The following is a 25,700-nucleotide window of genomic DNA, read 5'->3' on the forward strand; positions in this document are numbered from 1 at the left end:
TCTATTTGAATTCCAAAGCCAAAGTGGCACACCAACGTTCGCCACGCGAGCCCAGCGGGCTCAATATCACGGAACGACCTTCTCCGTGCGGCCCAATGGTAATGGTCAGGTCGGGCTTTGGCAAAAAGCCTGCACCACGCTGGGGCCATTCAATCAGACAAAGTGCGTCGCCGTCGAAGTAATCACGCACCCCCATGTACTCGAGCTCTTCCGGATCGACCAGCCGGTAAAGGTCAAAGTGAAACACCTTTATCGCGCCGATTTCGTAAGGTTCGACCAGCGTGAAAGTAGGACTCTTGACGGCCCCGACATGCCCGAAGCCGCGAATCAATCCCCGCGAAAGCGTGGTTTTTCCAGCGCCCAGATCGCCATCCAGAAAGATGACACCAAGGCCTTCTGTCACCCTGGCCAGGCGTGCACCAAAATCCATCATTGCCTCTTCGCCAACCACATGCAGCGTTAAATCAGACACGGTTGCAGCTCCTCCAGTAACTGACGAATGGCAGGAATAATATCGCTGGCAGCCAGCCCGCGACCGCCCTCACCGGCTTTCTGACCGGCGCTTGCATGCAGCCACACGGCAAGACAGGCCGCGTCGAAAGGTTTGAGGTGCTGCGCCATCAACGCGCCGATCAATCCGGCCAGCACATCACCCAGTCCTGCGGTGGCCATGGCCGGATGGCCGCGGTCGCACAACGCCAGTTGCCCGTGTGCATCGGCAATCAGACTGCCAGAGCCCTTGAGCACACAAACCGTGTCGAATTTACGCGCCAACGCCCGCACCGCAGCGGCCCGGTCAGCCTGAACGTCCTTGATGCCCACACCCAGCAAGCGTGCCGCTTCGCCCGGATGCGGGGTGATGACACTGCCTTTGGGCAGGCTGACCAGCCCGGCGGACAGCATATTCAGCGCATCGGCGTCCCACACCTGCGGACGATCCGCGTTGGCGGCCGCCGACAGCAGGCTGCGCCCCCAGGCCGCCTGCCCCAGGCCGGGGCCGACCACCAACACGCTGGCCGGCTCGATCAAGCCCATCAGTTGGTTGGCCGAGTGGATCGCCGCGCTCATGATTTCCGGCATACGCGTCAGAGCGGCCGGAACATGCTCGGGCCGCGTTGCCAGCGTCAGCATGCCTGCACCGCTGCGCAGGGCGCTTTCGGCGCTGAGCAACGCTGCGCCGCCAAAACCGTGATCGCCACCGATAACCAGAACCCGGCCAAACAGGCCTTTATGGGCGGTTCGCGGGCGTGCTGCCAGTTGCGGCAGGTTATGTTTATCGAGGCGCTTCGCGCTGAACGGCACCTGCGCCACCAGCGCCGGGGCTGCGCGCAGGTCGTCGAACATCAGCTCACCCACCAGATCTGCCGCGTCGCCCGTCAACAAACCCAGTTTGAGGCCAATGAACGTAACGGTCACTTCGGCACGCACCGCGACACCCAGCGTCTGGCCAGTATCTGCGCTCAAGCCGGATGGAATATCCACCGCAACGACGGGCAGACCGCTGTCGTTGATAGCGTTGATGGCCGAGACGTAGGGCTCGCGCACCTCGCCATCGAGACCGGTGCCCAGCAAGGCATCCAGTACGATACCGGCCAGCGGCTGCCCGGCCCATGCCTGAATATGAATACCGAAAGCCGCAGCATGCGCCGCAGCAGCATCACCGGTCAGTGCGGCCGGATCGCCGACGGCCAGCACCCTGACCTGCCAGCCGGCCTTGTGCGCCATGGCAGCCACCAGATACCCGTCACCGGCGTTGTTGCCCCGCCCGGTCAATACGGTCAGTTCATTCGCCTCCGGCCAGCGCCGAAGTATCGTATGCCATAACGCCTGCGCAGCGCGCAGCATCAATTCCAGGCCGGGTGTGCCTGCAGCCACCAGCCGTGCATCGAGGTCGCGGACCTGCGCAGCACTGTACAGCGCGTCGGGTAAATGAGGTTTAGTGTCGAACATGCGTCTATGGGCTCCGATGTCTGGCAGAATTATACGCACCTTGGTCCCGGTTTCTCTCTGCGCATGTCCGCTATTAGTGCTGTACTTCCTAGTTCCGATGATCTCGCCGCCCTTGCCATCTCAATCAAGGCGTGGGGGCGTGAGCTGGGCTTTCAGGAAGTCGGGATCAGCGGCCTGGACCTGGCAGAGCACGAACAGCATCTGCAACGCTGGCTCGATGCAGGCTATCACGGGGAAATGGACTATATGGCAGCCCATGGCAGCAAACGTTCCCACCCCGATGAGCTGGTCCCGGGAACGTTGCGCGTGGTGTCGCTGCGCATGGATTATCTGCCGGGCGACACCGAAATGGCGCAGCGCCTGACCGAGCCGGAAAAAGCCTACGTCTCACGTTACGCGCTGGGCCGTGATTATCACAAACTCATCCGCAAGCGCCTGCAGCAACTGGCCGAGCGTATTCAGCAGGCCGTAGGGCCGTTTGGCTTTCGAGCCTTCGTGGACAGCGCGCCAGTGCTGGAAAAAGCCATCGCCGAACAGGCCGGGCTCGGCTGGATCGGCAAAAACACGCTGGTGCTCAACCGTAAGGCGGGCAGTTTCTTCTTTCTTGGCGAGCTGTTTGTCGATATCCCGTTGCCGGTCGACGCACCTCATGCAACCGAGCATTGCGGGCGCTGCACGGCCTGCCTGGACATCTGTCCGACGGCGGCGTTTATCGGGCCTTACGTGCTGGACGCGCGACGCTGCATTTCTTATCTGACCATCGAGCTGAAGACCGCGATCCCAGAAGAGCTGCGGCCACTGATCGGCAACCGGGTGTTCGGTTGCGACGATTGCCAGATCGTCTGCCCGTGGAACCGCTTCGCCCGGCCAACCGAGCAGAGCGACTTTCAGCCGCGCCACAATCTGGACAATGCAGGGCTGGCCGAACTGTTCCTGTGGGACGAAGAGAAATTCCTCGGCAGCACCGAAGGTTCACCACTGCGCCGGGCGGGTTATGAGCGCTGGCTACGCAACCTGGCCGTGGGGCTGGGCAACGCGCCCTCCACCATCCCGGTGATCGAAGCCCTGCACGCACGGCGCGACTATCCCTCGGAACTGGTCAGGGAGCATGTGGAATGGGCGCTGCAGAGGCATGGCGTGGCGCCGCTTTAAACCTGCAGGCGTGTGACGCGGAGCGTCACGAAAGGCATTCCCACGCTGGAGCGTGAGGAACGATAATTTTTCAACTATTGTGCCTGCGCCCTGCGTACGCCTCAGGGCTCGTCCTTATAGACAAACTTGGGCATTTCCCAGCGGAAACGAATCGCCAGCAGGCGCAGCAGCAGGCCGCCGAACAGGGTGATCAGCACCGCTTGTTCGTTGGGCAGTTGCAGGTACTGACACAGCAGAAAACACCATGCAGCCAGAAAAGACACACTGGCGTACAGCTCGCGGCGGAAGATCAGCGGGATGTCGTTGCAAAAGATGTCGCGCAGGATGCCACCGAAGACCCCGGTGATCACGCCGCACACTGACGCGATCAGCAGACCGTGCCCGGCCTCGAGCGCGGTCATGCAGCCGATCAGGGTAAAGGCCACCAGCCCCAATGCGTCGAGCACCAGAAACAGTGAGCGCAGGTGGCGCATCAGTGGCGCAATGAAGATCGTCACCAGCGCCGCCACACTGGTCAGGACCAGGTATTCCGGGTGCTTGACCCAGGTCAGCGGGTAATGACCGATCAGCACGTCGCGCACCGACCCGCCACCCAGCGCCGTGACGCAGGCGATCAGCACCACGCCGAACCAGTCCATCCCGCGCCGCCCCGCAGACAGGGCTCCCGTCATGGCTTCAGCAGTGATAGCGATCAGATAAAGCATCAGCAACATGGCGGCGACTCTGCGACAAAGGCGCGCAGTCTAACCAGCCGACCAACGCACTGAAAGAGTGCAGCGAAGATTATTCACTGCACGCGCGTCTCGATCAGGCCTTGATGAAGTGCTCACGATAAAAGCGCAGCTCGGCAATCGACTCGCGGATGTCATCGAGCGCCAGGTGAGTGCTGCCTTTCTTGAATTTCAGCTCGGGGGACCAGCGCGCCGCCAGTTCCTTGAGGGTCGAGACATCCAGATTGCGGTAGTGGAAGTAGTTTTCCAGCGTCGGCATGTGGCGGTACAGGAAGCGGCGATCCTGGCAGATGCTGTTGCCGCAGATCGGCGAACTGCGCTCGGGGACCCACAGCTTGATGAACTCAAGGGTCTGCGTCTCGGCTTCAGCCATGCTGACGGTACTTTCCCGCACGCGCTGGGTCAGGCCCGAACCGCCGTGCTGGCGAGTGTTCCACTCATCCATCTTCGCCAACGTCTCGTCGCTCTGATGCACAGCGATCACCGGGCCTTCAGCCAGGGTGTTCAGCTCGCTATCGGTGATGATCGTGGCCATTTCGATAATGACATCGGTATCAGGGTCAAGACCGGTCATTTCCAGATCGATCCAGATCAGGTTCTGCTTGTTCTGCATGTGTCGACTCCTCAGCGTAGGCGCGCAGTTTAGCTCACCCTGCCGTGCTAGACTCCAGCCGATCCATCGTACTGCCTAATTCATCGGTTACATCACATCGGAACACCCATGGCCAAACGCCAACTCAATCGTCGTCAAAACTGGCGCATCGAAAAAATTCAGGGCGAGCGTGCTGCCCGCGCGGCAAAACGCGAGTCCGCTACGCTTGAAACACTCGAGGGTGGCGACCTCGGCCCTGAGCAGACGGGGCTGGTCATCGCTCACTTCGGCGTGCAAGTCGAAGTCGAGGCCCAGGAAGGCGAAGTGACCGGTCAGGTCTTCCGTTGCCACCTGCGCGCCAACCTGCCTGCACTGGTGACCGGTGATCGCGTCGTATGGCGCGCCGGCAATCAGGGCATTGGCGTCATCGTCGCGCAACTGCCCCGCACCACCGAACTGCGCCGCCCGGATTCACGCGGCCAGCTCAAGCCTGTGGCTGCCAACGTCGACCTGATCGTGATCGTCTTCGCGCCGATGCCCGAGCCGCATGCCAACCTGATCGACCGTTATCTGGTGGCCGCCGAGCATGCCGGGATTCGTCCTTTGCTGCTGCTCAACAAGGCAGACCTGATCGACGAGCAGAATGCACCCGCGCTCAACGCCCTGCTGGCGGTCTACCGCACGCTGGGTTATCCGGTGCTGGAAGTGTCCGCGCACCACGGTGACGGCATGCAGAGCCTGCAAAGCCAGCTTGACGGGCACATCAGCGTGTTCGTCGGCCAGTCCGGCGTCGGCAAGTCCTCGCTGGTCAACAGCCTGTTGCCGGAAACCGACACTCGGGTCGGCCCGCTGTCCGAAGTTTCCGGTCAGGGCACGCATACCACGACCACCGCACGCCTGTTCCACTTCCCGCGTGGCGGCGATCTGATCGACTCGCCGGGTATCCGTGAGTTCGGCCTGGGGCACGTCAGTCGTGCTGACGTAGAGGCAGGCTTCATCGAGTTCAACGACCTGATCGGCACCTGCCGCTTTCGTGACTGCAAGCATGACCGCGAACCGGGCTGCGCCCTGCTCAAGGGGCTTGAGGACGGCCGCGTGCAACAGCAGCGCATGAACAGCTATCGCTCGATCATTGCCAGCCTGCCGCAAGACAGTTACTGAGCACCGAACGCCACACACAAAAACGCCGCGATGATCGCGGCGTTTTTGTATCGGTTGCAGCTCAGTTCTGGGCTGGCTCGACCCGCAACTTGCCCTCGTCAAAGATATTCAGCTTCTGCCGGATCTCGCGCGGCTGGGCGTAGGCCTGCGGGTCTGGCGGCGCCGCTGTCGAAGCCCCCGGAGCAGCGGGCACGGCCGGTGCCGCCGGAGCTGGTGCGGGTGCTGCCGGCGCGCCAGGCGTGGCTGGCGCGCCGCCGGAGTTCTGATCGCCCTCGATACGCTGCTGGGCTTTTTTGGTCAGCACCACGATATCGATGCGGCGATTGACCGGGTTGGTCGGATTCTGATGATCATAAAGAGCAGACGACGCGTACCCTACCACCCTGGCCACCTGTGAGTCCGGATAGGTCCCCGCTACCAGTGCGCGGCGTGCAGCATTGGCACGGTTGGCCGACAGCTCCCAGTTGCCGAACCCGCCGCTGCCCACGAAAGGCGTTGCATCGGTATGGCCGCTGATGCTGATCTTGTTCGGCACACTTTTGATGGTGTCAGCCAGAGCCAGCAGAATGTCTTCGAAATAAGGCTTGAGACGCGCGCTGCCCGAGTCGAACATCGGTCGATTTTCCGCATCCATGATCTGGATACGCAAGCCGTCCTGAGTGATCTCGAACAGAATCTGGTCCTTGAATTTCTGCAGTTGCGGGTTTTCCTCGACCTTGTTCTGCAATTCCTGGAGCAGCATCTCCAGACGCTCCTGCTCTACCTCTTCAGCCTTGGTCTCGGCAGTTTCCGCCTCAAGCGGCACGGTGTCCGGCGAAGGCGTGGTCTTTACCTCGGGGTTCAGCGTCTGGTTCGGCGACATCTCCGGCGAACCGCCCAGATCGATCACATACGGCGAACCGCTGTCCGAAAAGCCGACAGGGTCCTTGAAATAACCGGCGACCGCGAGCAATTGCTCGGGGGTGGCGGACGACATCAGCCACAGCACCAGAAAGAACGCCATCATCGCCGTCGCGAAGTCGGCAAACGCGATTTTCCAGGCACCGCCGTGATGTCCGCCACCAAAGCGCTTTACGCGCTTGATGATAATCGGCTGATTATTTTCCATGACTTAGCGACCGCGAACCGCTTGTTCCAGCTCGCTGAAGCTGGGGCGATGCAGCGGATAGAGAACCTTGCGGCCGAACTCGACAGCCAGCGAAGGCGGCATGCCGGAGGCCGAGGCCACCAGGGACGCCTTGATGGCCTCGTAAACGTTCATTTCTTCCTTGGCATCATGCGCAAGGCTGGTGGCCAGAGGACCGAAGAAACCGTAAGCCGCGAGAATACCGAAGAACGTACCGACCAGCGCCGCACCTACGTGCATACCGATCGCAGCCTTGTCGCCGGAACCCAGCGACGCCATGGTCACCACGATACCCAGTACCGCAGCCACGATACCGAAGCCGGGCATACCGTCAGCGATACCGGTAATGGCATGGGATGGATGCTCGAGGTCTTCTTTCATGCTCAGAAGTTCCATGTCGAACAGACCTTCCAGCTCGTGGGGAGCCATGTTGCCGGACGACATGATCCGCAGGTAGTCGCAGATGTACGCAGTCATGCGTTCATCCTTGAGGACACCCGGGTATTTGGCGAAGATCGGGCTGGAAGCAGCGTCTTCGATATCTCCTTCAATCGCCATCATGCCTTCACGGCGGCTCTTGTTGAGGATTTCATAAACCAGGCCCAGCACTTCGAGGTAATAGGCATGCGTGAAGCGCGAACCGAACATCTTCAGCGACTTCTTGAACACGTGCATGAACATGTAGCCGGGGTTGGCCTGAAGGAACGCGCCCAGTGCAGCACCGCCGATAATCAAGACCTCGTACGGCTGGAACAGCGCCATGACCTTGCCATGGGACAGCACATATCCGCCGATGACACTTGCGAGAACGACAATGATGCCGATGATTTTAGCCATAGGAAAAAATACTTTACTGAGTCGGGTTCAGGGACAGTCCGGAAGTTGTTGAATCTCTTCTTCTCCTTATCGGCCTAACTGGGCCAGACTATAGCCGGTTCTTTTGAAAAACCCATTTATGCGCCTCCATAAAAGGAGGAAACTGGCCTCAGCGCCCCGTACGCTGGCGGTTTTCCAGCTCAGATAATCAGCAGCACAGGCCCTCGAATGCCGACAGTACACGCAGCACATCACCTCGTTCCGAAGACGCTGGATGCCTGGGTCAAACTGCTTGACGGTATCGCGTTGCCGGTCCCTGCCGTCAATCATGGACACGTCCGCTCCGCCTTGAACGACAGTCGTCGCTCACTGCGTGAAATCGCTGAAATGATGCAGGAAAGTCCTGCGCTGGTGCTGAGCGTGATGCGCGAGGCCAATCACCACACGCACGGTTTGACCGAGCAGGCCGAGAGCCTTGAGATTGCGATCAATCGTCTGGGTCTGGCGCGCACCGAAGTCCTTCTGGGCCGTTTGCCGGCCAAGCCGCCTGAAGAAATTCCTGCGGCCTATCGCCAGCTGATTCTGGTCAGTCAGCACGCCACGCAACAGGCCAACGGCCTGTTTGCCAGCCGCCTTGCGCGACTCTGGCAGGACATCCACATGGGCAGCCTGCTGTTTCTGTCACCGCTCTGGCCGATGGCATTGGCCTATCCGAAGCTGCTCGAAGAACTGGAGCTGCGGGTTATCCACAAGGGCCATTCCAGCGTTGCAGTGGAAAAAGAGCTGTTCGGCGTCAACCTGCTGGAATTGTGCCTGGCACTCGCCGAGTTCTGGCGCCTGCCGATCTGGGTCACGCGCGGCTATAAACTGTTGATCAACGAGCGACGCGATCTGGCCAGGGCGCTGCGTATCGCCCGCGAAGAACACAGCCCACTGCACCAGCAACAACTCATGGACGACGACCCCAACCTGCGGCGCTGGCTGAACCAGCCCGCCAATACCGTGTTGCTGGGCAATGGCCTGGCGCTGGCGGCGCAAAATGCCTGGAACAGCCCGCACTGCCTGCGCTGGGAACGGCTGACCAGCCTTTACCTGCAACAGTCGATCGGCGAAGTACAACAACAGGCGCACCAGAATGCCGCCAGCAGCGCCCGCATCCATGCGGAAAAAGACCTCTGGCACCCGGCCGAATCGCTGATCTGGCCGTGGGACGCACGCCGCGTAAGGCGCGACAATGAACCTGCACCGCCGCCATCGGCAGACGCCCTGCAACTGTGGCGCAAGCAGTGTGCCGAGCTGCTGCAGGATCCCAGCCCGTTCATCAACGCCATGCACCTGACCACTTCGGCGCGCGATGCATTTATCTCGTGTGGCATGGAGCGGGTCATGCTGCTGATGCTGGACAAGACGTCAACGGTGCTGCGCGTCAATCAGACTGCCGGGCTGCCGAAGGACGCCGCAACCTTGCAGTTGTTCATCAAGGAAAGCACCGTACTGCAGCGTCTGCTCACACAGCCGACACAGTTGCGCATGACACCCGCCAACAGTGCGCAATTTGCCGCCCTGCTGCCCCCGCCGCTGAAAACCCTGTTCAGTGGTCAGCACTGGCTGATTCGCTCGCTGAGCAACAACGGCAAAGTCATGCTGCTGGTGGTCGCCGACCAGGGCGGCGGGGCCTTGTCGGAAATTTCCGTCCAGGCATTCGGAAAAACCGCGCAATGTATTGAACGGGCACTGGGCATCTTTAGTCATCGCAAAGCATGAGGCCTGGCGTACAATTCGCCCCTTTCCTTTCATCGGAGGCTGCAAATGTCCGCATTCACTGGCTTGTCGCTGGTCATCGAACCCAACGATCTGCTTGAGCGTCTAGACGCCCCGGAACTGATCCTCGTGGATCTGACCAGCAGCGCTCGCTACGAAGCCGGGCACATTCGCGGTGCCCGCTTCGTCGATCCGAAACGTACGCAACTGGGCAAGCCTCCGGCCCCCGGCCTGCTGCCCGACACTGCCAGTCTTGGGCAATTGTTCGGCGAACTGGGCCACAACCCCGATGCCGTGTATGTCGTCTACGATGACGAAGGCGGCGGCTGGGCCGGGCGTTTCATCTGGTTGCTGGATGTCATCGGCCACAGCCGTTATCACTATCTGGACGGGGGACTGCTGGCCTGGGAAGCGCAATTGCTGCCACTGAACACCGACGTTCCGCCTGCTGCCGATACCCCGGTAACGCTGACGCTGCACGACGAACCTACCGCCACACTCGAGTACCTGCAAAGCCGCCTGGGCGCCGCCGATCTGGCGATCTGGGATGCTCGTGCACCGACCGAGTATTCGGGCGAAAAAGTGGTCGCGGCCAAAGGCGGACATATACCCGGCGCTGTCAATTTCGAGTGGACGGCGGGCATGGACAAGGCGCGCAACCTGCGTATTCGCCAGGACATGCCGGAGATCCTTCGCGACCTGGGCATCACGCCCGACAAGGAAATCATTACGCATTGCCAGACCCATCACCGCTCGGGCTTCACCTACCTGGTGGCCAAGGCGCTGGGCTACCCAAGGGTCAAGGCCTATGCCGGCTCGTGGGGTGAATGGGGCAATCACCCGGAGACACCGGTAGAACTTCCGGAAGTGGCCGCCGCGCCCGCCGAGGCAGTCGAGGTTGCGCAACCCGTCGCGCCTGCGCAGCCAGCACCAGCCGAAACCGTCGAACCTGTCCGCTCTAGCGAACCGCGACAGGCCTCGCAGAAATATTCAGGACACTCATCCTCAGGACCTTCAATGAAAGACCGCTTGTTCATCATCAGCCAGTACCTGCTGCCGCACCACCTGCTGTCCCGACTGGCAGGCTGCGTTGCCGAATGCCGCGTACGCTGGTTCAAAAACGCTTTCACCGCGTGGTTTGCCCGCCGTTATCAAGTGGACATGTCGCAGGCCCTGGTCGAAGACCTGACGTCCTACGAGCACTTCAATGCGTTCTTCACCCGCGCATTGAAAGCCGACGCCCGCCCGCTCGATACCACGCCGGGCGCGATTCTTTCGCCAGCCGACGGCGCCATCAGCCAGTTGGGCCCTATCGACCACGGCCGGATCTTCCAGGCCAAGGGCCACAGTTTCAGCGTACTGGAACTGCTCGGCGGTGACCCCAAGCTGTCAGCGCCCTTCATGGGCGGCGAGTTCGCAACCGTCTACCTGTCGCCGAAGGACTATCACCGCGTCCACATGCCACTGGCTGGCACGCTGCGTGAAATGGTCTACGTGCCGGGCCGCATCTTCTCGGTCAACCAGACCACGGCTGAAAACGTACCCGAGCTGTTCGCCCGTAACGAGCGAGTGGTCTGCCTGTTCGACACCGAGCGCGGACCAATGGCAGTGGTGCTGGTCGGCGCGATGATCGTGGCGTCTGTCGAAACGGTATGGGCCGGGCTGGTCACACCACCCAAGCGTGAACTGAAAACGTTCAGGTACGACGAAGCGGCGCGCGCGCCGATCCACCTGGAAAAAGGTGCCGAAATGGGTCGGTTCAAGCTGGGCTCTACCGCCATCGTGCTGTTCGGTCCAGGTCAGGTGAAATGGGCCGAACAACTGACGGCGGGTTCCAAGGTTCAAATGGGACAGGCACTGGCTGTTCCGGCCCAGGCATGATCGCGGCCTGAGCCTCGCTGCATGAGCGTCCGATGATGGATATTGGCGCTCATGCAACGTGCCGCCGGACGGTAATAGCATGAGGCCATAGTTGCTGCGGGGTGATGTCGATACTGGTAAAGTCGTTACATCGATGCTGTAGGATACTTCTCACTTTCATGGGCGTATGCTCGGCACATCGCGGGTGCGCGATAACCTCGGCCCCCCATCTGAAGCCATCGTCCGCGCCAGTGAGTTGTTGGAGCTTGCCTGTCACATGAGTAATTTTAGCCTCCCTCTGCTATTGCGTGCCCCCACGCCGACGCAGTCGAGCCTGACATTCAGTGAAGCCAACCCCCGCGACCTCAAACGCTGGATCTCCAGATTGCCCAAAGCGAACCTCGGAGAAATGGCGCGCCAGCTCTATCAAGGACTGACCGAGCTGAACCAGTTGATCACCCCGAGCGAGAACCGCCTGCAATTGCTTGAGTTGCTGCGGCCCGAGGTGTACTTCGTCTGCAAGCACCTTGAACGTCACTTTCTCAATCAGGCCATTGTGCTGGACGAGCGACCACGTAAGGTGGCCAACCTTTGCCAGGCTCTGCAAAACCATCTCGCAACCGGTTACAAGCAGATCATTCAGCAGGTCGCCCCGCGCTATACCCGAGACCAGGCCGGGCTGTTCAGCACTGCGCTGCAACGCGCACTGCATGGTCTCAACGGGCCACTGATACGCGCCAACCAGCTTTACTGTCCGGTTCAGGACGGCCTGTGGCTCGAGCTGCATCAGATCTACCAGATTGCCCGTCAGTACCAGTTGCACAACACGCCGGTCGAAGAGCCCCTGGCCCATCACAGCAAAGTGCTGAGCGTGGAACAGACCTACGTGATCGCGCTGCTGATGGGTTGCTCACGCTGCAACCAGATGCGTCAGTTAAACATCGGCAAACTGGCCGATGCGCTGGAGGCCTGGAGCCCTCTGGTAAAGCTGCAATTGCCGGTCACTGAAAGCAGCCTCTTCGCTCTGGACCCGACGGTCGACAAACCGCCGCTGTACCGCACCCTGTTCAGCGACGAACAATCTCCTCGGCTGCTGGGTATCAACACCTACGCGCTGGCTGAAGCGATCAATCAGTACCTGGCCCTGCCGGATGACCAGCGCACCCCTTCGCCGTTGCTGATTCCAACCGGTATCAACACCGACCTGCTGCAACATCTGGCGGTCGCCTGGGGTGATGTGGCCGAACGCACCTTTCAACGCACCCCCGGTCAGGGCACGCTGAAACTGTGCATCGGCATGAGCGCGCTGCATTTCTATGTCGCTGGCCAGAAGTCGTTCAGCGAGCTGTTGCAGTTGAACAGCGCCACCAGTGCAGCGAGCTTTTCGTTGAAGATGGCCAATGATGACGCGGACGATCCGTGGGCGTCTGCCTTCGACACTCAGCGCGGCAAGACTTCATCCGTTCTGCTGCCCTACGAAGAGATCGAATACCCGAAAAACGACGGCGACAGCGACTCGCTTTCCAACAACCAGCATACGTTTCCGACCTTCGACCTGAATATTGTCAACCACAGCCCGGGCGGATACTGCCTGGCGTGGCAGAAGGACGTACCTCAGCAGTTGCAGGCTGGCGAACTGGTGGGTATTCAGGATGACGCCGGCCAGGGCTGGAGCATTGCCATCGTGCGCTGGATCCGCCAGGTACGCAGCGGCGGCACACAGATGGGGATCGAACTGATCGCCCCGTTTGCCCAGCCATGCGGCATGCAGCTGATTCGCGAACAGCAGAACAGCCAGTACCTGCGAACCCTGATGCTGCCCGAAGTACGCGCCATGGAAAAACCGCCCACCGTGCTCGCACCGCGTCTGCCTTTTCAGGAGGGCAACAAGGTGATGATCAACGTCGCCGGTGAAGAACGCCGCGCGTCACTGAGCAACCGGCAGGTCAGTAGCGCCAGTTACAATCAGTTCGAGTATCAGATGTACGACGCCCCGAAAGCGACCGAAACCGAAAAAGCCAGGCCGGATCAGGAATTCGATTCCTTGTGGGGCACGCTGTAGCGATCACTGCGACAGCCGTCGCGATTGGCCCCTCGCCATCAGGGGCAAACCACCACGGCCTGAGCGTCAGCGCTTTCCTTCGCGGTCGCGGAAACCCAGCAGATACAGCACGCCATCGAGTCCCAGCGTCGAAATGGCCTGTTTGGCCGATTGCTTGACCAGCGGTTTGGCACGGAATGCCACACCCAGCCCGGCAATCGCCAGCATCGGCAGGTCATTGGCACCGTCGCCGACCGCGATGGTCTGCTCCAGGCTCAACCCTTCCTTGTGAGCCAGTTCGCGCAACAGGTCGGCCTTGCGCTGCGCATTGACAATCGGCTCGACTGCTACGCCGGTGACCTTGCCGTCAACCACTTCCAGTTCATTGGCAAAAACATAATCGATGCCCAGCTTTGCTTGCAACTGCTTGGCGAAATAGGTGAAGCCACCCGACAGAATCGCCGTCTTGTAACCCAGCCGCTTGAGCTCGGAGAACAGCGTTTCAGCGCCTTCGGTCAGGCGCAGAGACGCGCCGATTTCATCCAGCACGCTCACATCGAGGCCCTTGAGCAGGGCCAGACGCTCTTTGAAGCTTTCGCTGAAATCCAGTTCGCCGCGCATGGCACGCTCGGTAATCTCGGAAACCTGCTCGCCGACGCCTGCTGCCTTGGCCAGTTCATCGATGACTTCGGCCTCGATGAGGGTCGAATCCATGTCGAACACCGCCAGGCGCCGGTTACGACGGAACAGCGAATCCTGCTGGAACGCGATATCGACGTTGAGATCCTGCGCAACCGCGAGAAATTCGGCCTGCATGGCTTTCGGGTCGGCAGGCTCGCCGCGCACGGTGAACTCGATGCAGCCCTTGCCTTTGTCGGCCGGGGTGTCGAGCGGCATACGACCGGACAACCGATCGATCTGATCGATATTCAGCCCGTACTTGGCAGTAATGGCGCTGACGCACTGCAATTGCTCGGCCGTGACCTTACGGGTCAGCAGCGTAACGATGTGACGCGCCTTGCCCTGGCCTTCGACCCAGTGTTGATAGTCGGTTTCGGACACCGCAGTGAAACGGACTTGCTGATCCAGTTCGTAGGCGGTGAACAGGATGTCCTTGAGCACCGAGGATCCCTGCACGGTATCCGGAATTTCAACCAGGATGCCGAACGACAGGGTGTCGTGGATCACCGCCTGACCAATATCGAGAATGTTCACGCCACCCTGGGCGAGGACGCCGGTGATGGCTGCAGTGAGACCGGGACGGTCGACACCAGTGATGTTAATCAGGACGATTTCGCGCAAGGCGCACCCCCGCAGTGGAAAAAAACCGCATTCTAACCACATTCAGTGACCACCGGGCACAGGCAGCGCTTTGCCGCCACTGGGTCGCTCGTTATACTGCGCGACAACTTCACCGAAAGAGCCGTGCTCTGTGAACCGGCCCACGCCCGTTAAAACCGATAATTTCTTCCTGCTCATCTTTCGTGCCCTGCGTCATCGCCGTGTACCGATCGCTTTGCGCATTGCCAGCCATAACGTGATCCTGGTCGCTTTGGCGCTGGTGATCTACGCCGGTGTCATGGGCCTGCAGTTCAAGCAGGCCATGCATGAACAGGCCGATGCGCTGGGGCAGGCCCTGACCACCCAGACCGCCACCTCGGCTACCGAGCTGTTGGTGTCCAACGACATCCTCAGTCTCAACGTGCTGCTGGGCAATCTGGTCAAGAACCCGCTGGTAGCGCATGCCGCTATCTACAGTGTGGATAACCGCATCCTCGCGGAGGCCGGCCAGCGTCCGAAAAACGGTCTGCTGGGGGAAGCTCAGGGTCTGTATGAAATCAAGATCACGTTCCAGGACGTGATGGCGGGCCATCTGCGCATCAGCCTCGACATGTCGCAGTTCCAGCAGCCGATGACCATCAGCCTGCAGAGCATGGGCATTCTGGCCGGTATCCTGCTGGCCCTGGCGCTGGCGCTGAGCCTGCGTCTTGGCCGCCACATCTCCACGCCACTGATGCAGATGCGTATCTGGCTGCGGGATATTGACCCGTATACACCAGCCACTGATCGCCAGGATGAAATCGGCGATCTGGCGCGCCAGCTGCGCACCTCGTTCGCGCCGCCGGTGCCGGAGCCAGAACCGCTGCCCGAGCCCGAGTATGACGGCGAGGAAGACGACAGCGAAGATCCTTATCTGGAGCCGGAAGAGAAGCCCGCACCAAAGGTTTCGGCACGCAGCAGCGAAGCAAAACCGCGCCTGCCGGCACCACCGGTGCAGCGCCGCATCGTTGCCGAGGAAGATGAAGACGACGATGAGGAGGATCCGTTCGCCGATCTGCGCGACCACTCGGACAACTCGCCAGCCGTTCGCCCGGCGGCTGCCTCGGTAGCGCCGGTCGAACCGCACAACAGTGCAGTGCTGGCCGTGCAACTGGGTGCGCAGGATCAATTGCGCCGCCTGCCGCGCGCACGCCTGACCGAATTGCTGCAACGCTACCGCGACTGCCTCGATCAGGCCGCCTCGCTGTATGAAAGCGAGCTGCACACGCTGAATGACGGCAGCACGCTGATGCTGTTCCACAGCCACGAAAGCGGTGATGACTACCTGACCAACGCGATCTGCTGCGGTGAGCTGTTGCGCGCACTCAGCCATGCCTTGCAGATCGAGGTGGCCGACAGCGGCATCACCTTGCAACTGCAACTGGGCCTGACGCTGGGCGAAGGCTTGAGCGGTCTGAGCCAGATCGATCTGTTGCTGACCGAAACCGCGCAGGATGCACTGGCGCTGTCTCAGCACAGCCGCAACCTGCTGCTGGTCGAACGCCGCATCAACGACGACCCGTTGATCCGTCAACGCGCCCGCATCCGCCCGATCGCCAGCCCTGAAGGTGCCTGCTGCGTAGAACGCCTGATGGAGCCTTACCCTTCGATGCTCGAACGCCAGTTGGCGCGCATGCACGAATCCAACAAGGCCTGATCTTCTCCTCCGCTCACTCTTCTCTCGTGCCCATGCTCTGCATGGGCACGCCGTTCTGGGCACTCGACGTCCGATCCTGACCGACCTGGTCCGGCGCAATCAGGTGACGCAGAGCGTCACGACCTGCATTCCCACGCGGAGCGTGAGGAACGATAGGTGCCCGCAAGACCACCATCGTACCCCTGCGCCAGCGCAGGTATGCCGTTCCGGAGCGTATGGCGTGATAGGCGTCCGCAAGATCACCATCGTGCCCATGCTCCAGCATGGGAATGCCGTTCTGGACGCTCTGCGTCCTATCCTGACTGTGCAGCGCTTCAGGAACGCCGGGGTGTGAGAACCAGATGAGCGCCCAACAAAAAGCCCGCATCGCTGCGGGCTTTTTGTTGGGCCGACCCTAGAAGCGGAACACTTCAAGATCGGTGCGTATAGGGGACGCCAGTGGAATTCTTGGCTTGTCCGGCTCTTTGGCCTTGGCGACAGGCGTTTTTTTCGGCTCGTCGAGCGCCTGCCAGGAAATCGGTTTGATCGCAGTGCTGACCTGATCAGCCAGGCGCTGCAACAGCACGCCCTGAGCCTTGACCTGATCGGCAGAGCTGCCGGCATGGACTTGTTCCAGGTGCACCAGCCGGCTGTCCCGGACGTGACCCTTGCGGTCCAGAAGTCGCCATTGCGCGTCCAGTACCGCGGGCTGTTTGGCACCGGAGTCCAGGCGGGTGATGGACAGCACGACCTGAACATCGGGCGTGAAGCTGGCCGTCGCAGGCGCCATGACGACGCGCTGGCTGTCCAGCTTCCAGGCCAGCTGACGCAAGAGCAACTGGTCGATATCCGAAGACAGGTTGCCCGCCCAGCGCCCATCGGACGAAGCGGTCAAGGTGCCGTCAGGCTGGCGTTGCAGCAGTGTTTCGCGTTGCAGATAGTCGGCCACCGAAACAGGACCCAGCAATACTGCCAGACCACTACTCTGTTTCGGCTGACCAGGCTCACCACTATCGAGCTGATAAAGCGCGGTCGGCTGGCGCACACTGCAACCAGCCAGACCCAGAACGCCAGTCATCAGCAGGATCAAGGGAAGGCGTAGAAAATTCATCATCCCATCCAGGTGGCCGTCCAGAGACAGGCCACAGTATTAGTACTTTCAAGACCCATGCAGGCACTGAGCCACGCATGCACCCCAAGACCCCATATCATCCGTGAATATGCACCATGACTCCAGCGATTATGCATCGTACTTCATGGCAAAACGAAGAACCTTGGTGCCAGATCAATGTTTTCAGCTATTTTCCACCAATAATGCATCGACCCTCTGGAAGCCCCTTGGCAGTTTATTGCCACGTCTGCCACGCTCGCCCTTGTAATGTTCGAGGTCTTCAGGTTTCAGCGACAGCGTTCGTTTGCCCGCCTGAAGTACCAGCGTAGCGCCTTGCCCGATCACCGCAAGATCAGTCACATACTCTTCACGGCTGGCTACTCGCTCGCCCGGAATACCGATGATCTTGTTGCCCTTGCCTTTGCCCAACTGCGGCAGATCGCTGATCTTGAACACCAGCAGACGGCCTTCGGTGGTTACGGCTGCCAGCCAGTTCTGCTCACGATCAGGCACAGGGCGAGGCAGGATGACTTTCGCCCCGGCCGGCAGGCTCAGCAGCGCCTTGCCCGCCTTGTTCTTGGCTTGCAGGTCTTCGCCTTTGACGACAAAACCATAACCGGCATCCGACGCGATCACGTACAGCGCATCGTCTTCCGGCAACAATACGCACTCGAAGGTCGCACCCGGTGGCGGTTGCAGCTTGCCCGTCAGCGGCTCGCCCTGGCCTCGCGCGGAGGGCAGGGTGTGGGCGGCAACCGAATAGCTGCGCCCGGTCGAGTCGATGAACACGGCGAACTGATTGGAGCGGCCTATGGACGAGGTCTTGAAACCGTCCCCGGCTTTATAGGAAAGCCCGGTCGCATCGATGTCGTGCCCCTTGGCACAGCGTACCCAGCCTTTTTCCGACAGGACGACAGTCACCGGCTCGGTGGGCATTAGTTCATTTTCAGACAGCGCCTTGGCTTCGGCACGGGCAACGATGGGCGAACGACGGTCGTCGCCATAGGTTTCAGCGTCGGCAATCAGTTCGGCACGCACCAGCTTGCGCAGCTTGGACTCGCTGCTCAGCAGCGCCAGAAGCTTGGCCTGCTCTTTGCGCAAGGCATCCTGCTCGCTGCGCAGCTTCATCTCTTCCAGACGCGCCAACTGACGCAAACGGGTGTCGAGGATGTAATCGGCCTGAATTTCCGACAGATCGAAACGCGCGATCAGCTCCGCCTTCGGGTGCTCGGCGGTACGGATGATGTGAATCACTTCATCGAGGTTCAGGTACGCCGTGAGCAAACCGTCCAACAGGTGCAGACGGTGCTCGACCTTGTCCAGACGGAATTGCAGACGGCGACGTACCGTACCGATACGGAACGTCAGCCATTCGCCGAGCAATGTCTTGAGGTTTTTGAGCTGCGGCTTGCCATCCAGGCCGATGATGTTGATGTTCACCCGGTAACTGGATTCCAGCTCGGTGGTCGCGAACAGATGCTGCATCAGCTCGTCCAGCTCAACCCGGTTGGAGCGCGGGATGATCACGATACGGCAAGGGTTCTCGTGGTCCGACTCATCGCGCAGGTCGGCAACCATCGGCAGCTTCTTGGCCTGCATCTGCGCGGCGATCTGTTCCAGCACCTTGGCACCGGATACCTGATGCGGCAGTGAAGTGACGATAATGTCGCCATCTTCGATGCGGTAAACCGCGCGCATACGCACCGAGCCACGCCCGGTCTCGTAGATTTTCAGCAGGTCGGCACGCGGCGTGATGATTTCCGCTTCGGTCGGATAGTCCGGCCCCAGAATGTGCTCGCACAGCTCGGGAACCGTGGCCTTGGGGTCGTCCAGCAGACGAACGCAGGCACTGGCGACTTCGCGCAGGTTATGCGGCGGCACATCGGTGGCCATACCGACGGCGATGCCGGTGGTGCCATTGAGCAGGATGTTCGGCAAACGTGCCGGCAACACCGCAGGTTCATCCAGGGTGCCGTCGAAGTTCGGCACCCAGTCAGCAGTGCCCTGGCCCAGCTCGCTGAGCAGGACTTCCGAGTAACGCGACAGGCGCGCCTCGGTGTAGCGCATGGCCGCAAAGGATTTGGGATCATCCGGCGCACCCCAGTTGCCCTGCCCGTCTACCAGCGTGTAGCGGTAGCTGAACGGCTGCGCCATCAGCACCATCGCCTCGTAACAGGCCGAGTCACCGTGCGGGTGGAACTTGCCGAGCACGTCGCCGACGGTACGCGCCGACTTCTTGTGCTTGGCGTCGGCACCCAGGCCCAGTTCGCTCATCGCGTAGATGATACGTCGCTGAACAGGCTTCAGGCCGTCACCGATATGCGGCAAGGCACGGTCCATGATCACGTACATGGAGTAGTTGAGGTAGGCCTGTTCGGTGAAGTCAGCCAATGATCGGCGTTCTACACCATCCAGGCTGAGGTCAAGGGAGTCGCTCATGCGGGCCTCATCATTTCGTTGACTGGCGCAACAGCAAATTGCCGCCACGCTGTGTGAATTCGAGTTGTTTCATTGCACTCATACCGAGCAGCACCTGCTCACCGTCCAGACCGGGTGCCACCAGGGCACGCACATTGGTCAGGACGATATCGCCCAGCTGCAAGCGGTCAAGCGTGGTCCGAAAACCCTGACTGTTGCCATTGGCCGTGCTGACCGTGACCGGATAGCCACGTTTGAGCCCCAGGCGGTCAGCCATGTCACCGGGTACGGCCACATCGGTCGCCCCGGTGTCGATCATGAATTCCACTGTCCGGCCGTTGATCTGGCCGGTCGTGACGAAGTGCCCCTGACGATTGCCTGCCAGTTGCACCTCTATATAGCCGTCACCGTGTTGCGAGGTAACCACGGTGTTGGGGTTCTGCTGCCGGTCTTCCCAATCGCCGAAAAAGCGCGTCGCGAGAAACAAACCGGCCGCCCAGGCCACGATCATCAACACCTTGCCGGCGCGCTTGCCGGGCTGCACGTCGCTCATTGCCCAGCACTCCAGCCCGCCTCAGGTGCAGCGAAGCGCCAGACGATCGGACGTTTCTCACCGTCGGCGCGTGCACCGAAGTTATTGTCGATGCCGATCCATGCGCCCTTCTCGTCGACCACCAGTGCCTCGGTCAGGCCGTAGGGTTGATCGTAACGACGCGACGGCACCATCGCCTCTGTGGCGAACGACCAGCAACGCTCGACCTGCCCTGTCTCAAGATCACGCCGACAGATGCGGTACACCGCGCGTTCCAGCGTGAACAGCTTGCCGTTGTACAGCGACACATCGGAAAAATCCGTGGACACCTTTTTGCTGCCCTGCTCCGGCGGCAACGCGTCCAGACCGGACTCGGACAGCAGCACGCAGCTTTGCCCGCAGGTCCACTGCTGCTTGTCGCGTTGCACCACCAGCAAGCCACGCTTCTCGCGTTCGGCCGCCAGCCAGAGACGGTCGCCCGCAGGACTCACGGCAATCCCTTCGAAAATCGCGTTGAAGCGCTGCAACATGCCCTGAGCGCGCGCCTGATCCACCAGCGCTTGCGGCAAATCCAGCCAGACCGGTTTACCGCTGACCGGAACCTTGAGCACCGTGCCGTAGGCCTCGCTGACCAGGTAGCGATTGCCAGCGGCGTCACAGCTGACACCTTCGAAATCCAGACTGCCACCGCGTATCAGCGCGGAAAGACCCGCCATGAAACGCAACTTCAACGGCAGATAGCTTTGTGGCGCAGGTGCGTCAATGTGATGTGACTGAGCCTTCCAGGTGTCTTGCGACACATCCAGGCTGTACAGCACATCATCGTCACGGTCGGACACGGTCCACAGTTGGCCGTTGCACATCGCCAGACCTGACAGATTGCCACCGGCCATGTCGTCTACCGGGTGCTCGGATTGCAGCTTCAGGGCCTCGAGTGGCGCAGCGACAACCGGCGTGGCAACCAGGATCAGGGCGGCGAGCCAGGCTCGTATCAAGTCAGAACCTCGGCAAGGTTGCCCTTCGACTCGAGCCAGGACTTGCGATCACCTGCACGCTTCTTCGCCAGCAGCATGTCCATCATTTCCGAGGTGGCCGCGAAATCATCCAGCGTGAGTTGCACCAGACGACGCGTGTTCGGGTCCATGGTGGTTTCGCGCAACTGCGGCGGGTTCATCTCACCCAGGCCCTTGAATCGGGTGACCTGCGGCTTGCCACGTTTCTTTTCAGCGACCAGACGGTCCAGAATCCCGTCACGCTCGGCTTCGTCCAGCGCGTAGTAGATTTCCTTGCCCAGGTCGATCCGGTACAGCGGCGGCATGGCGACATACACATGCCCGGCGTCGACCAGCGGGCGGAAGTGCTGCACAAACAACGCACACAGCAGCGTTGCAATGTGCAGACCGTCCGAGTCAGCGTCAGCCAGGATGCAGATCTTGCCGTAACGCAACTGGCTGATATCGGCTGCGCCCGGGTCAACCCCGATGGCCACGGCAATGTTGTGGACTTCCTGACTGGCAAGCACTTCGCCGCCGTCCACTTCCCAGGTGTTGAGGATTTTGCCGCGCAGCGGCAGGATCGCCTGGAATTCCTTGTCGCGCGCCTGTTTGGCGGAACCACCGGCAGAATCACCCTCGACCAGAAACAGTTCGGAGCGCGCCGGGTCCTGCCCGGCACAGTCGGCCAGCTTGCCCGGCAACGCCGGCCCTTGAGTGATGCGCTTGCGCTCGACCTTTTTGCTCGCCTTGAGGCGCCGACCGGCGTTGTTGATCGCCAGATCGGCCAGTTGCAACCCCAGTTCGGAGTGCGTGTTGAGCCACAGGCTGAATGCGTCCTTGACCACACCGGAGACGAAGGCCGCCGCTTCACGGGACGACAGACGTTCTTTGGTCTGCCCGGAGAACTGCGGCTCCTGCATTTTCATCGACAGGACGAAGGCAATGCGTTCCCAGACATCTTCCGGGGCCAGCTTCACGCCCCGCGGTAACAGGTTGCGGAACTCGCAGAACTCGCGCATGGCATCCAGCAGGCCCTGGCGCAAGCCGTTCACGTGGGTGCCGCCCTGCGCAGTCGGGATCAGGTTGACGTAACTTTCCTGAACGCTGTCGCCCCCTTCGGGCAGCCAGAGCAGCGCCCAGTCGACCGCTTCCTTGTTACCGGTGAAGCCGCCGCAGAACGGCTCGTCCGGCAGGCGCAGGAATTCGGTGACCGAGTCCTGCAGGTAGGAGCGCAGGCCATCTTCGTAATGCCACTCGACTTTCTCGCCGCTGGATTTGTCTTCGAAGCTGACCAGCAGGCCCGGGCACAGAACCGCCTTGGCCTTGAGCACATGCTTGAGACGGCTGACGGAAAACTTCGGCGTATCGAAATACTTCGGATCGGGGGCGAAATAGACGCTGGTCCCGGTGTTGCGCTTGCCGACGGTGCCGACGACCGCCAGTTCGGTGGCCTTGTAGCCGTCAGCGAAGGTCATTTCATATTCGTTGCCATCACGCTTGACCCGCACCCGAACCTGGGTGGACAGCGCGTTGACGACGGAAATGCCCACGCCGTGCAGGCCGCCGGAGAACTGATAGTTCTTGTTGGAGAACTTGCCGCCTGCGTGAAGCTTGGTGAGGATCAGCTCGACGCCGGACACGCCTTCTTCCGGGTGGATGTCCACCGGCATGCCGCGGCCGTCGTCCGACACTTCGAGCGAATTGTCGGCATGAAGGATGACCTGTACCGAACGCGCGTGACCGGCCAGGGCTTCGTCGACGCTGTTGTCGATGACTTCCTGAGCCAAGTGGTTGGGCCGCGAGGTGTCGGTGTACATGCCCGGACGTTTGCGAACCGGATCGAGGCCCGAGAGGACTTCGATGGCGTCTGCGTTATAAGAGCTAGCGCTGGGATTGGCCATGGGTTCTCGTTATCAATCTTTCATGGAATTTCGGGGGTTCAATGTTCTTGCATTCATATGACCGGGCATCCATCACCTGCCGCACTTACAGCGCCGACAGGTCGATCTTCTGCAACAGATCGGGAGCAAATCCGGCAAACGTCAGCAGTGCCGGCATGCGCTCGGCAAAGCCCTGAAAACTGTGGTCGCCGCCCGCCTGAATGCGCAAGGCACAGGCCCGGTAAAACTTCTCGGCGCGACGATAATCGAGCGTCTCGTCACCGGTCTGCAGCCACACCTGAAACTGCTGCGGGTCCTGCGGCGCGGGTACTTCCAGCTCGGCCAGCGCCCGAATATGGTCTTCGGTCAACTGCCACTGCTCGCCGGTGTACAGGTTCTGTTGCACGCCGAGAAACCCGTCGAACAGCTGATGCGGATTGACTGCCGGGTTGATCAGCACCGCCTTGAGGCCGTGCCGCTGCGCCAAATGAGTCGCATAGTAGCCGCCGAGGGAGCTGCCGACCAGTAATGGCCGTCCCAGCGCCGTGATAGCCGCTTCAAGCTGGAGCATGGCCTGGCGCGGATGGTGATGCAGTTCAGGGACTTGCAGACGATCAGCCAGACCCAGAGACTTCATCAGCGCACTCAACTGACAGGCCTTTCTCGACAGGGCCGAGCTGTTCAAGCCATGGATGTATAGCAGTGAAGGTGTGTCGCTCGTCACGCTGTCGCTCCCGAGTGCAAGGCAAAGCCGTGTAGTTTACAGGGACTTACGCGACAACACCTCACCGGAAACGTATCCGCCAGCCCAATCAATAACCGGTGCCGCCGTAATCGACCTCGAACTCCAGGCCGACCACTCGGGAAACAGCCGTTTCCAGCCGCCCGTCGTCATGCAGTCGTAGCCAGCGATAGCCCGGCGCTGCGGTGTCGACCTTGAAATCCACACTGCCCGGGGCGAACTGAATGCAGGTCGAAGGCGACGCCAGCAGGCGCACGCCGTTACGCATCTGATCGAATTCCTGATGCACATGGCCCCACAGTATCGCGCGAACCTGCGGAAAACGATCGAGCACGTCAAACAACGCATCGGCATTGCGCAAGCCGATCGGCGCCATCCACTCACAACCAATTGCCACCGGGTGATGGTGCAGGCAGATCAGGTGATGCCGCTCAGGCGCTTCACTCAGCGCCTGCTCCAGCAACTGCAATTGCGTAGCCGCGAGAAAACCAGGCACCGAACCGGGCACTGCCGAATCCAGCAGCGTCACCCGCCACTGGCCGATATCCACCACCGGGTCGAGCAACCCATTAGGCTGCGCAACCTGCTCCATCTGCGGCAGTTCGTCGTGATTACCGGCGAACCAGCGCGCAGGCGCGTCGATCCGCCCGCTTATCCGACGAAACGCTTCGTAAGACTCGACACTGCCGTCCTGCGAGATATCGCCGCTGGCGACCACAAGATCAATGTGCGGCTGCTCGGCCAGCACCTGATCAACGACTTTTTCCAGACTGTCCCGCGTGCTCATGCCCAACAACGCCTCGTCCGCCTCGGCGAACAAGTGGCTATCGGATATCTGCACCAGCAAAACTGACGATGAAAGGGCTGCGCTCGGCAAGACCGTCTCCCAGAGAGGATTCAGCGCGATTATGTGATGTGGCAACGGGCGGGTAAACCGGGAAAGTGCGTGCAGACGAGCATTTGGTCACATTTGCTGATTCGCTCGGTGCTTGAGCACAATCGAAGCAATAAGTCCGGCCGACACCATGCCTGCCAGTCCCGCACCCAAGAGATGGCTCAGCACCCGCTCATAAGGCATTCCAGGCCAGATATATCCCGCCAACAAAAACTCCAGTACAACGCCAAGAATCATTCCTGCCAATCCAGCCAGATGAACGATCCACGGCATGAGCCTCAAAGACAGAATACCGATGACCACTCCGGTAATGGCCGTATATAGAAAGTGTTCCCAACGCAGAGCGCTGCCTGTCAGGGTTATCAGTCCGACATATAGGAGAAGGCCGAAGATGAGTCCAGTGAAACCACCAATCAAAGCCCGATAGATAATCATCGCCATCTCACTGGACAATTGGTAATCATGGATTCCCGAGAGCCGCCAGCATTGAAAATCTCTTCGACATAAGAAACACAATTATTGGGGATGCCAAACCAGTGCCACGGCTTGGCGCTAAGCTCCTCAAGCTTGCGCTGCGCCACATCGGGTTTGTTCAGAAGTACTCTTCGACGGAACAGCTCTGTTTTCGAGGATTCATTGAGATAACGTCCGTAATCAGTTTCACTCATGAAGTACGGCCGTTCGGCCAACCCGGCAATATGAAAATAAAACTCTCCCGCTTTCAACAAGGCATGCCCACAGATATTAGGACCGTCACCGCTTACTACTACAAGCCATGTGTCGTACCAGTTGAAAGGCACAGCCCGACAATGATTCAGATGGCTCCCTAAATAGCTCATTCGTTATGCCTGTAAATGAAAGTGATGACGAATGTAAGCCATGGAATTTCAAATTCAAGGACACGCTGCTCGCTTTGAATATATTCAGACACGACCTACATGCCTGAGGCATAAACACTGACGGCCAAAGTCATTTACAACT

Annotated in this window: 22 protein-coding genes and 1 pseudogene; 7 read left to right on the forward strand and 16 right to left on the reverse strand. The window is 60.5% G+C overall.

Features of this window, described 5'->3' with window-relative positions; genetic code table 11:
* Position 1 precedes the first annotated feature (1 nt).
* Together tsaE and LCH65_RS20850 are read right to left on the reverse strand one after the other, a co-directional pair.
* Complete coding sequence (gene tsaE / locus LCH65_RS20845; RefSeq protein WP_010439884.1) at positions 2 to 472, reverse strand: tRNA (adenosine(37)-N6)-threonylcarbamoyltransferase complex ATPase subunit type 1 TsaE; 471 nt, start codon at positions 470 to 472, stop codon at positions 2 to 4.
* Complete coding sequence (locus LCH65_RS20850) at positions 460 to 1,950, reverse strand: bifunctional ADP-dependent NAD(P)H-hydrate dehydratase/NAD(P)H-hydrate epimerase (RefSeq protein ID WP_074806799.1); 1,491 nt, start codon at positions 1,948 to 1,950, stop codon at positions 460 to 462. Before LCH65_RS20850 ends, tsaE begins: the two co-directional genes overlap by 13 nt.
* Before the next feature lie 63 nt (positions 1,951 to 2,013).
* On the opposite strand from LCH65_RS20850, the gene queG reads away from it, so the two are divergent.
* Positions 2,014 to 3,102 carry a tRNA epoxyqueuosine(34) reductase QueG gene (gene queG, locus LCH65_RS20855; RefSeq protein ID WP_226439760.1) on the forward strand — a complete coding sequence of 363 codons (1,089 nt, stop codon included), beginning with the start codon at positions 2,014 to 2,016 and terminating at the stop codon, positions 3,100 to 3,102.
* A 101-nt stretch (positions 3,103 to 3,203) separates the two neighbouring features.
* On the opposite strand, the gene LCH65_RS20860 is transcribed toward queG, so the two are convergent.
* On the reverse strand, positions 3,204 to 3,815 hold the full coding sequence (locus LCH65_RS20860; RefSeq protein WP_003343002.1) for a trimeric intracellular cation channel family protein: 612 nt from the start codon (positions 3,813 to 3,815) through the stop codon (positions 3,204 to 3,206).
* Between the two features lie 94 nt (positions 3,816 to 3,909).
* Positions 3,910 to 4,446, reverse strand: a complete 537-nt coding sequence (gene orn / locus LCH65_RS20865) for an oligoribonuclease (protein WP_003366297.1) — start codon at positions 4,444 to 4,446, stop codon at positions 3,910 to 3,912.
* 108 nt (positions 4,447 to 4,554) lie between these two features.
* On the opposite strand from orn, the gene rsgA reads away from it, so the two are divergent.
* Positions 4,555 to 5,586, forward strand: a complete 1,032-nt coding sequence (gene rsgA / locus LCH65_RS20870) for a small ribosomal subunit biogenesis GTPase RsgA (protein WP_003366295.1) — start codon at positions 4,555 to 4,557, stop codon at positions 5,584 to 5,586.
* Between the two features lie 61 nt (positions 5,587 to 5,647).
* Here rsgA and motB read toward each other — a convergent pair whose 3' ends face one another.
* Positions 5,648 to 6,694 carry a flagellar motor protein MotB gene (motB, locus tag LCH65_RS20875; protein ID WP_226439761.1) on the reverse strand — a complete coding sequence of 349 codons (1,047 nt, stop codon included), beginning with the start codon at positions 6,692 to 6,694 and terminating at the stop codon, positions 5,648 to 5,650.
* Between the two features lie 3 nt (positions 6,695 to 6,697).
* Positions 6,698 to 7,549 (reverse strand): flagellar motor stator protein MotA, encoded by an 852-nt coding sequence (motA, locus tag LCH65_RS20880; protein WP_003342993.1) that lies wholly within the window; start codon positions 7,547 to 7,549, stop codon positions 6,698 to 6,700.
* Between the two features lie 207 nt (positions 7,550 to 7,756).
* Between motA and LCH65_RS20885 the strand changes: the two genes are divergently transcribed.
* From LCH65_RS20885 to LCH65_RS20900, 4 genes and pseudogenes are all read left to right on the forward strand, one after another.
* Complete coding sequence (locus tag LCH65_RS20885; RefSeq protein WP_151342303.1) at positions 7,757 to 9,292, forward strand: HDOD domain-containing protein; 1,536 nt, start codon at positions 7,757 to 7,759, stop codon at positions 9,290 to 9,292.
* Positions 9,293 to 9,337: 45 nt separating this feature from the next.
* Positions 9,338 to 10,150 (forward strand): annotated as a pseudogene (locus LCH65_RS20890) (rhodanese-like domain-containing protein); the annotation flags it as partial.
* A gap of 156 nt (positions 10,151 to 10,306) precedes the next feature.
* Entirely contained in the window at positions 10,307 to 11,170 is an 864-nt protein-coding gene (asd, locus tag LCH65_RS20895) for an archaetidylserine decarboxylase (RefSeq protein ID WP_003431944.1), read from the forward strand.
* 256 nt (positions 11,171 to 11,426) lie between these two features.
* Positions 11,427 to 13,211: a hypothetical protein gene (locus tag LCH65_RS20900; RefSeq protein ID WP_024661604.1), complete on the forward strand. Its 1,785-nt coding sequence runs from the start codon at positions 11,427 to 11,429 to the stop codon at positions 13,209 to 13,211.
* 66 nt (positions 13,212 to 13,277) lie between these two features.
* On the opposite strand, the gene serB is transcribed toward LCH65_RS20900, so the two are convergent.
* On the reverse strand, positions 13,278 to 14,492 hold the full coding sequence (gene serB / locus LCH65_RS20905) for a phosphoserine phosphatase SerB (RefSeq protein ID WP_003431946.1): 1,215 nt from the start codon (positions 14,490 to 14,492) through the stop codon (positions 13,278 to 13,280).
* Positions 14,493 to 14,622: 130 nt separating this feature from the next.
* On the opposite strand from serB, the gene LCH65_RS20910 reads away from it, so the two are divergent.
* Positions 14,623 to 16,167 (forward strand): HAMP domain-containing protein, encoded by a 1,545-nt coding sequence (locus LCH65_RS20910; protein WP_003431947.1) that lies wholly within the window; start codon positions 14,623 to 14,625, stop codon positions 16,165 to 16,167.
* Between the two features lie 394 nt (positions 16,168 to 16,561).
* On the opposite strand, the gene LCH65_RS20915 is transcribed toward LCH65_RS20910, so the two are convergent.
* The 9 genes from LCH65_RS20915 to LCH65_RS20955 form a co-directional block, all read right to left on the reverse strand.
* A complete protein-coding gene (locus LCH65_RS20915; RefSeq protein WP_024661443.1) occupies positions 16,562 to 17,257 on the reverse strand; it encodes a PqiC family protein in 696 nt (231 codons plus the stop codon).
* Positions 17,258 to 17,440: 183 nt separating this feature from the next.
* Positions 17,441 to 19,696 carry a DNA topoisomerase IV subunit A gene (gene parC / locus LCH65_RS20920; RefSeq protein WP_010439406.1) on the reverse strand — a complete coding sequence of 752 codons (2,256 nt, stop codon included), beginning with the start codon at positions 19,694 to 19,696 and terminating at the stop codon, positions 17,441 to 17,443.
* A gap of 10 nt (positions 19,697 to 19,706) precedes the next feature.
* Entirely contained in the window at positions 19,707 to 20,228 is a 522-nt protein-coding gene (locus LCH65_RS20925; RefSeq protein WP_054081306.1) for a TIGR02281 family clan AA aspartic protease, read from the reverse strand.
* Positions 20,225 to 21,202, reverse strand: a complete 978-nt coding sequence (locus tag LCH65_RS20930) for an esterase-like activity of phytase family protein (protein ID WP_060708602.1) — start codon at positions 21,200 to 21,202, stop codon at positions 20,225 to 20,227. The genes LCH65_RS20925 and LCH65_RS20930 overlap by 4 nt, the downstream gene beginning before the upstream one ends.
* Positions 21,199 to 23,103 (reverse strand): DNA topoisomerase IV subunit B, encoded by a 1,905-nt coding sequence (gene parE, locus LCH65_RS20935; RefSeq protein WP_226439762.1) that lies wholly within the window; start codon positions 23,101 to 23,103, stop codon positions 21,199 to 21,201. The genes LCH65_RS20930 and parE overlap by 4 nt, the downstream gene beginning before the upstream one ends.
* An 85-nt stretch (positions 23,104 to 23,188) precedes the next feature.
* Complete coding sequence (locus tag LCH65_RS20940) at positions 23,189 to 23,806, reverse strand: YqiA/YcfP family alpha/beta fold hydrolase (RefSeq protein WP_003366268.1); 618 nt, start codon at positions 23,804 to 23,806, stop codon at positions 23,189 to 23,191.
* Positions 23,807 to 23,894: 88 nt separating this feature from the next.
* On the reverse strand, positions 23,895 to 24,701 hold the full coding sequence (gene cpdA, locus LCH65_RS20945; RefSeq protein WP_032609243.1) for a 3',5'-cyclic-AMP phosphodiesterase: 807 nt from the start codon (positions 24,699 to 24,701) through the stop codon (positions 23,895 to 23,897).
* Between the two features lie 87 nt (positions 24,702 to 24,788).
* A complete protein-coding gene (locus LCH65_RS20950; RefSeq protein ID WP_054081303.1) occupies positions 24,789 to 25,160 on the reverse strand; it encodes a hypothetical protein in 372 nt (123 codons plus the stop codon).
* Positions 25,151 to 25,558: a hypothetical protein gene (locus LCH65_RS20955; RefSeq protein ID WP_226439763.1), complete on the reverse strand. Its 408-nt coding sequence runs from the start codon at positions 25,556 to 25,558 to the stop codon at positions 25,151 to 25,153. Before LCH65_RS20955 ends, LCH65_RS20950 begins: the two co-directional genes overlap by 10 nt.
* Positions 25,559 to 25,700 lie beyond the last annotated feature (142 nt).

This window comes from Pseudomonas sp. MWU16-30316, from assembly GCF_020515645.1.
In the GTDB taxonomy this organism is placed as follows: domain Bacteria; phylum Pseudomonadota; class Gammaproteobacteria; order Pseudomonadales; family Pseudomonadaceae; genus Aquipseudomonas; species Aquipseudomonas cerasi.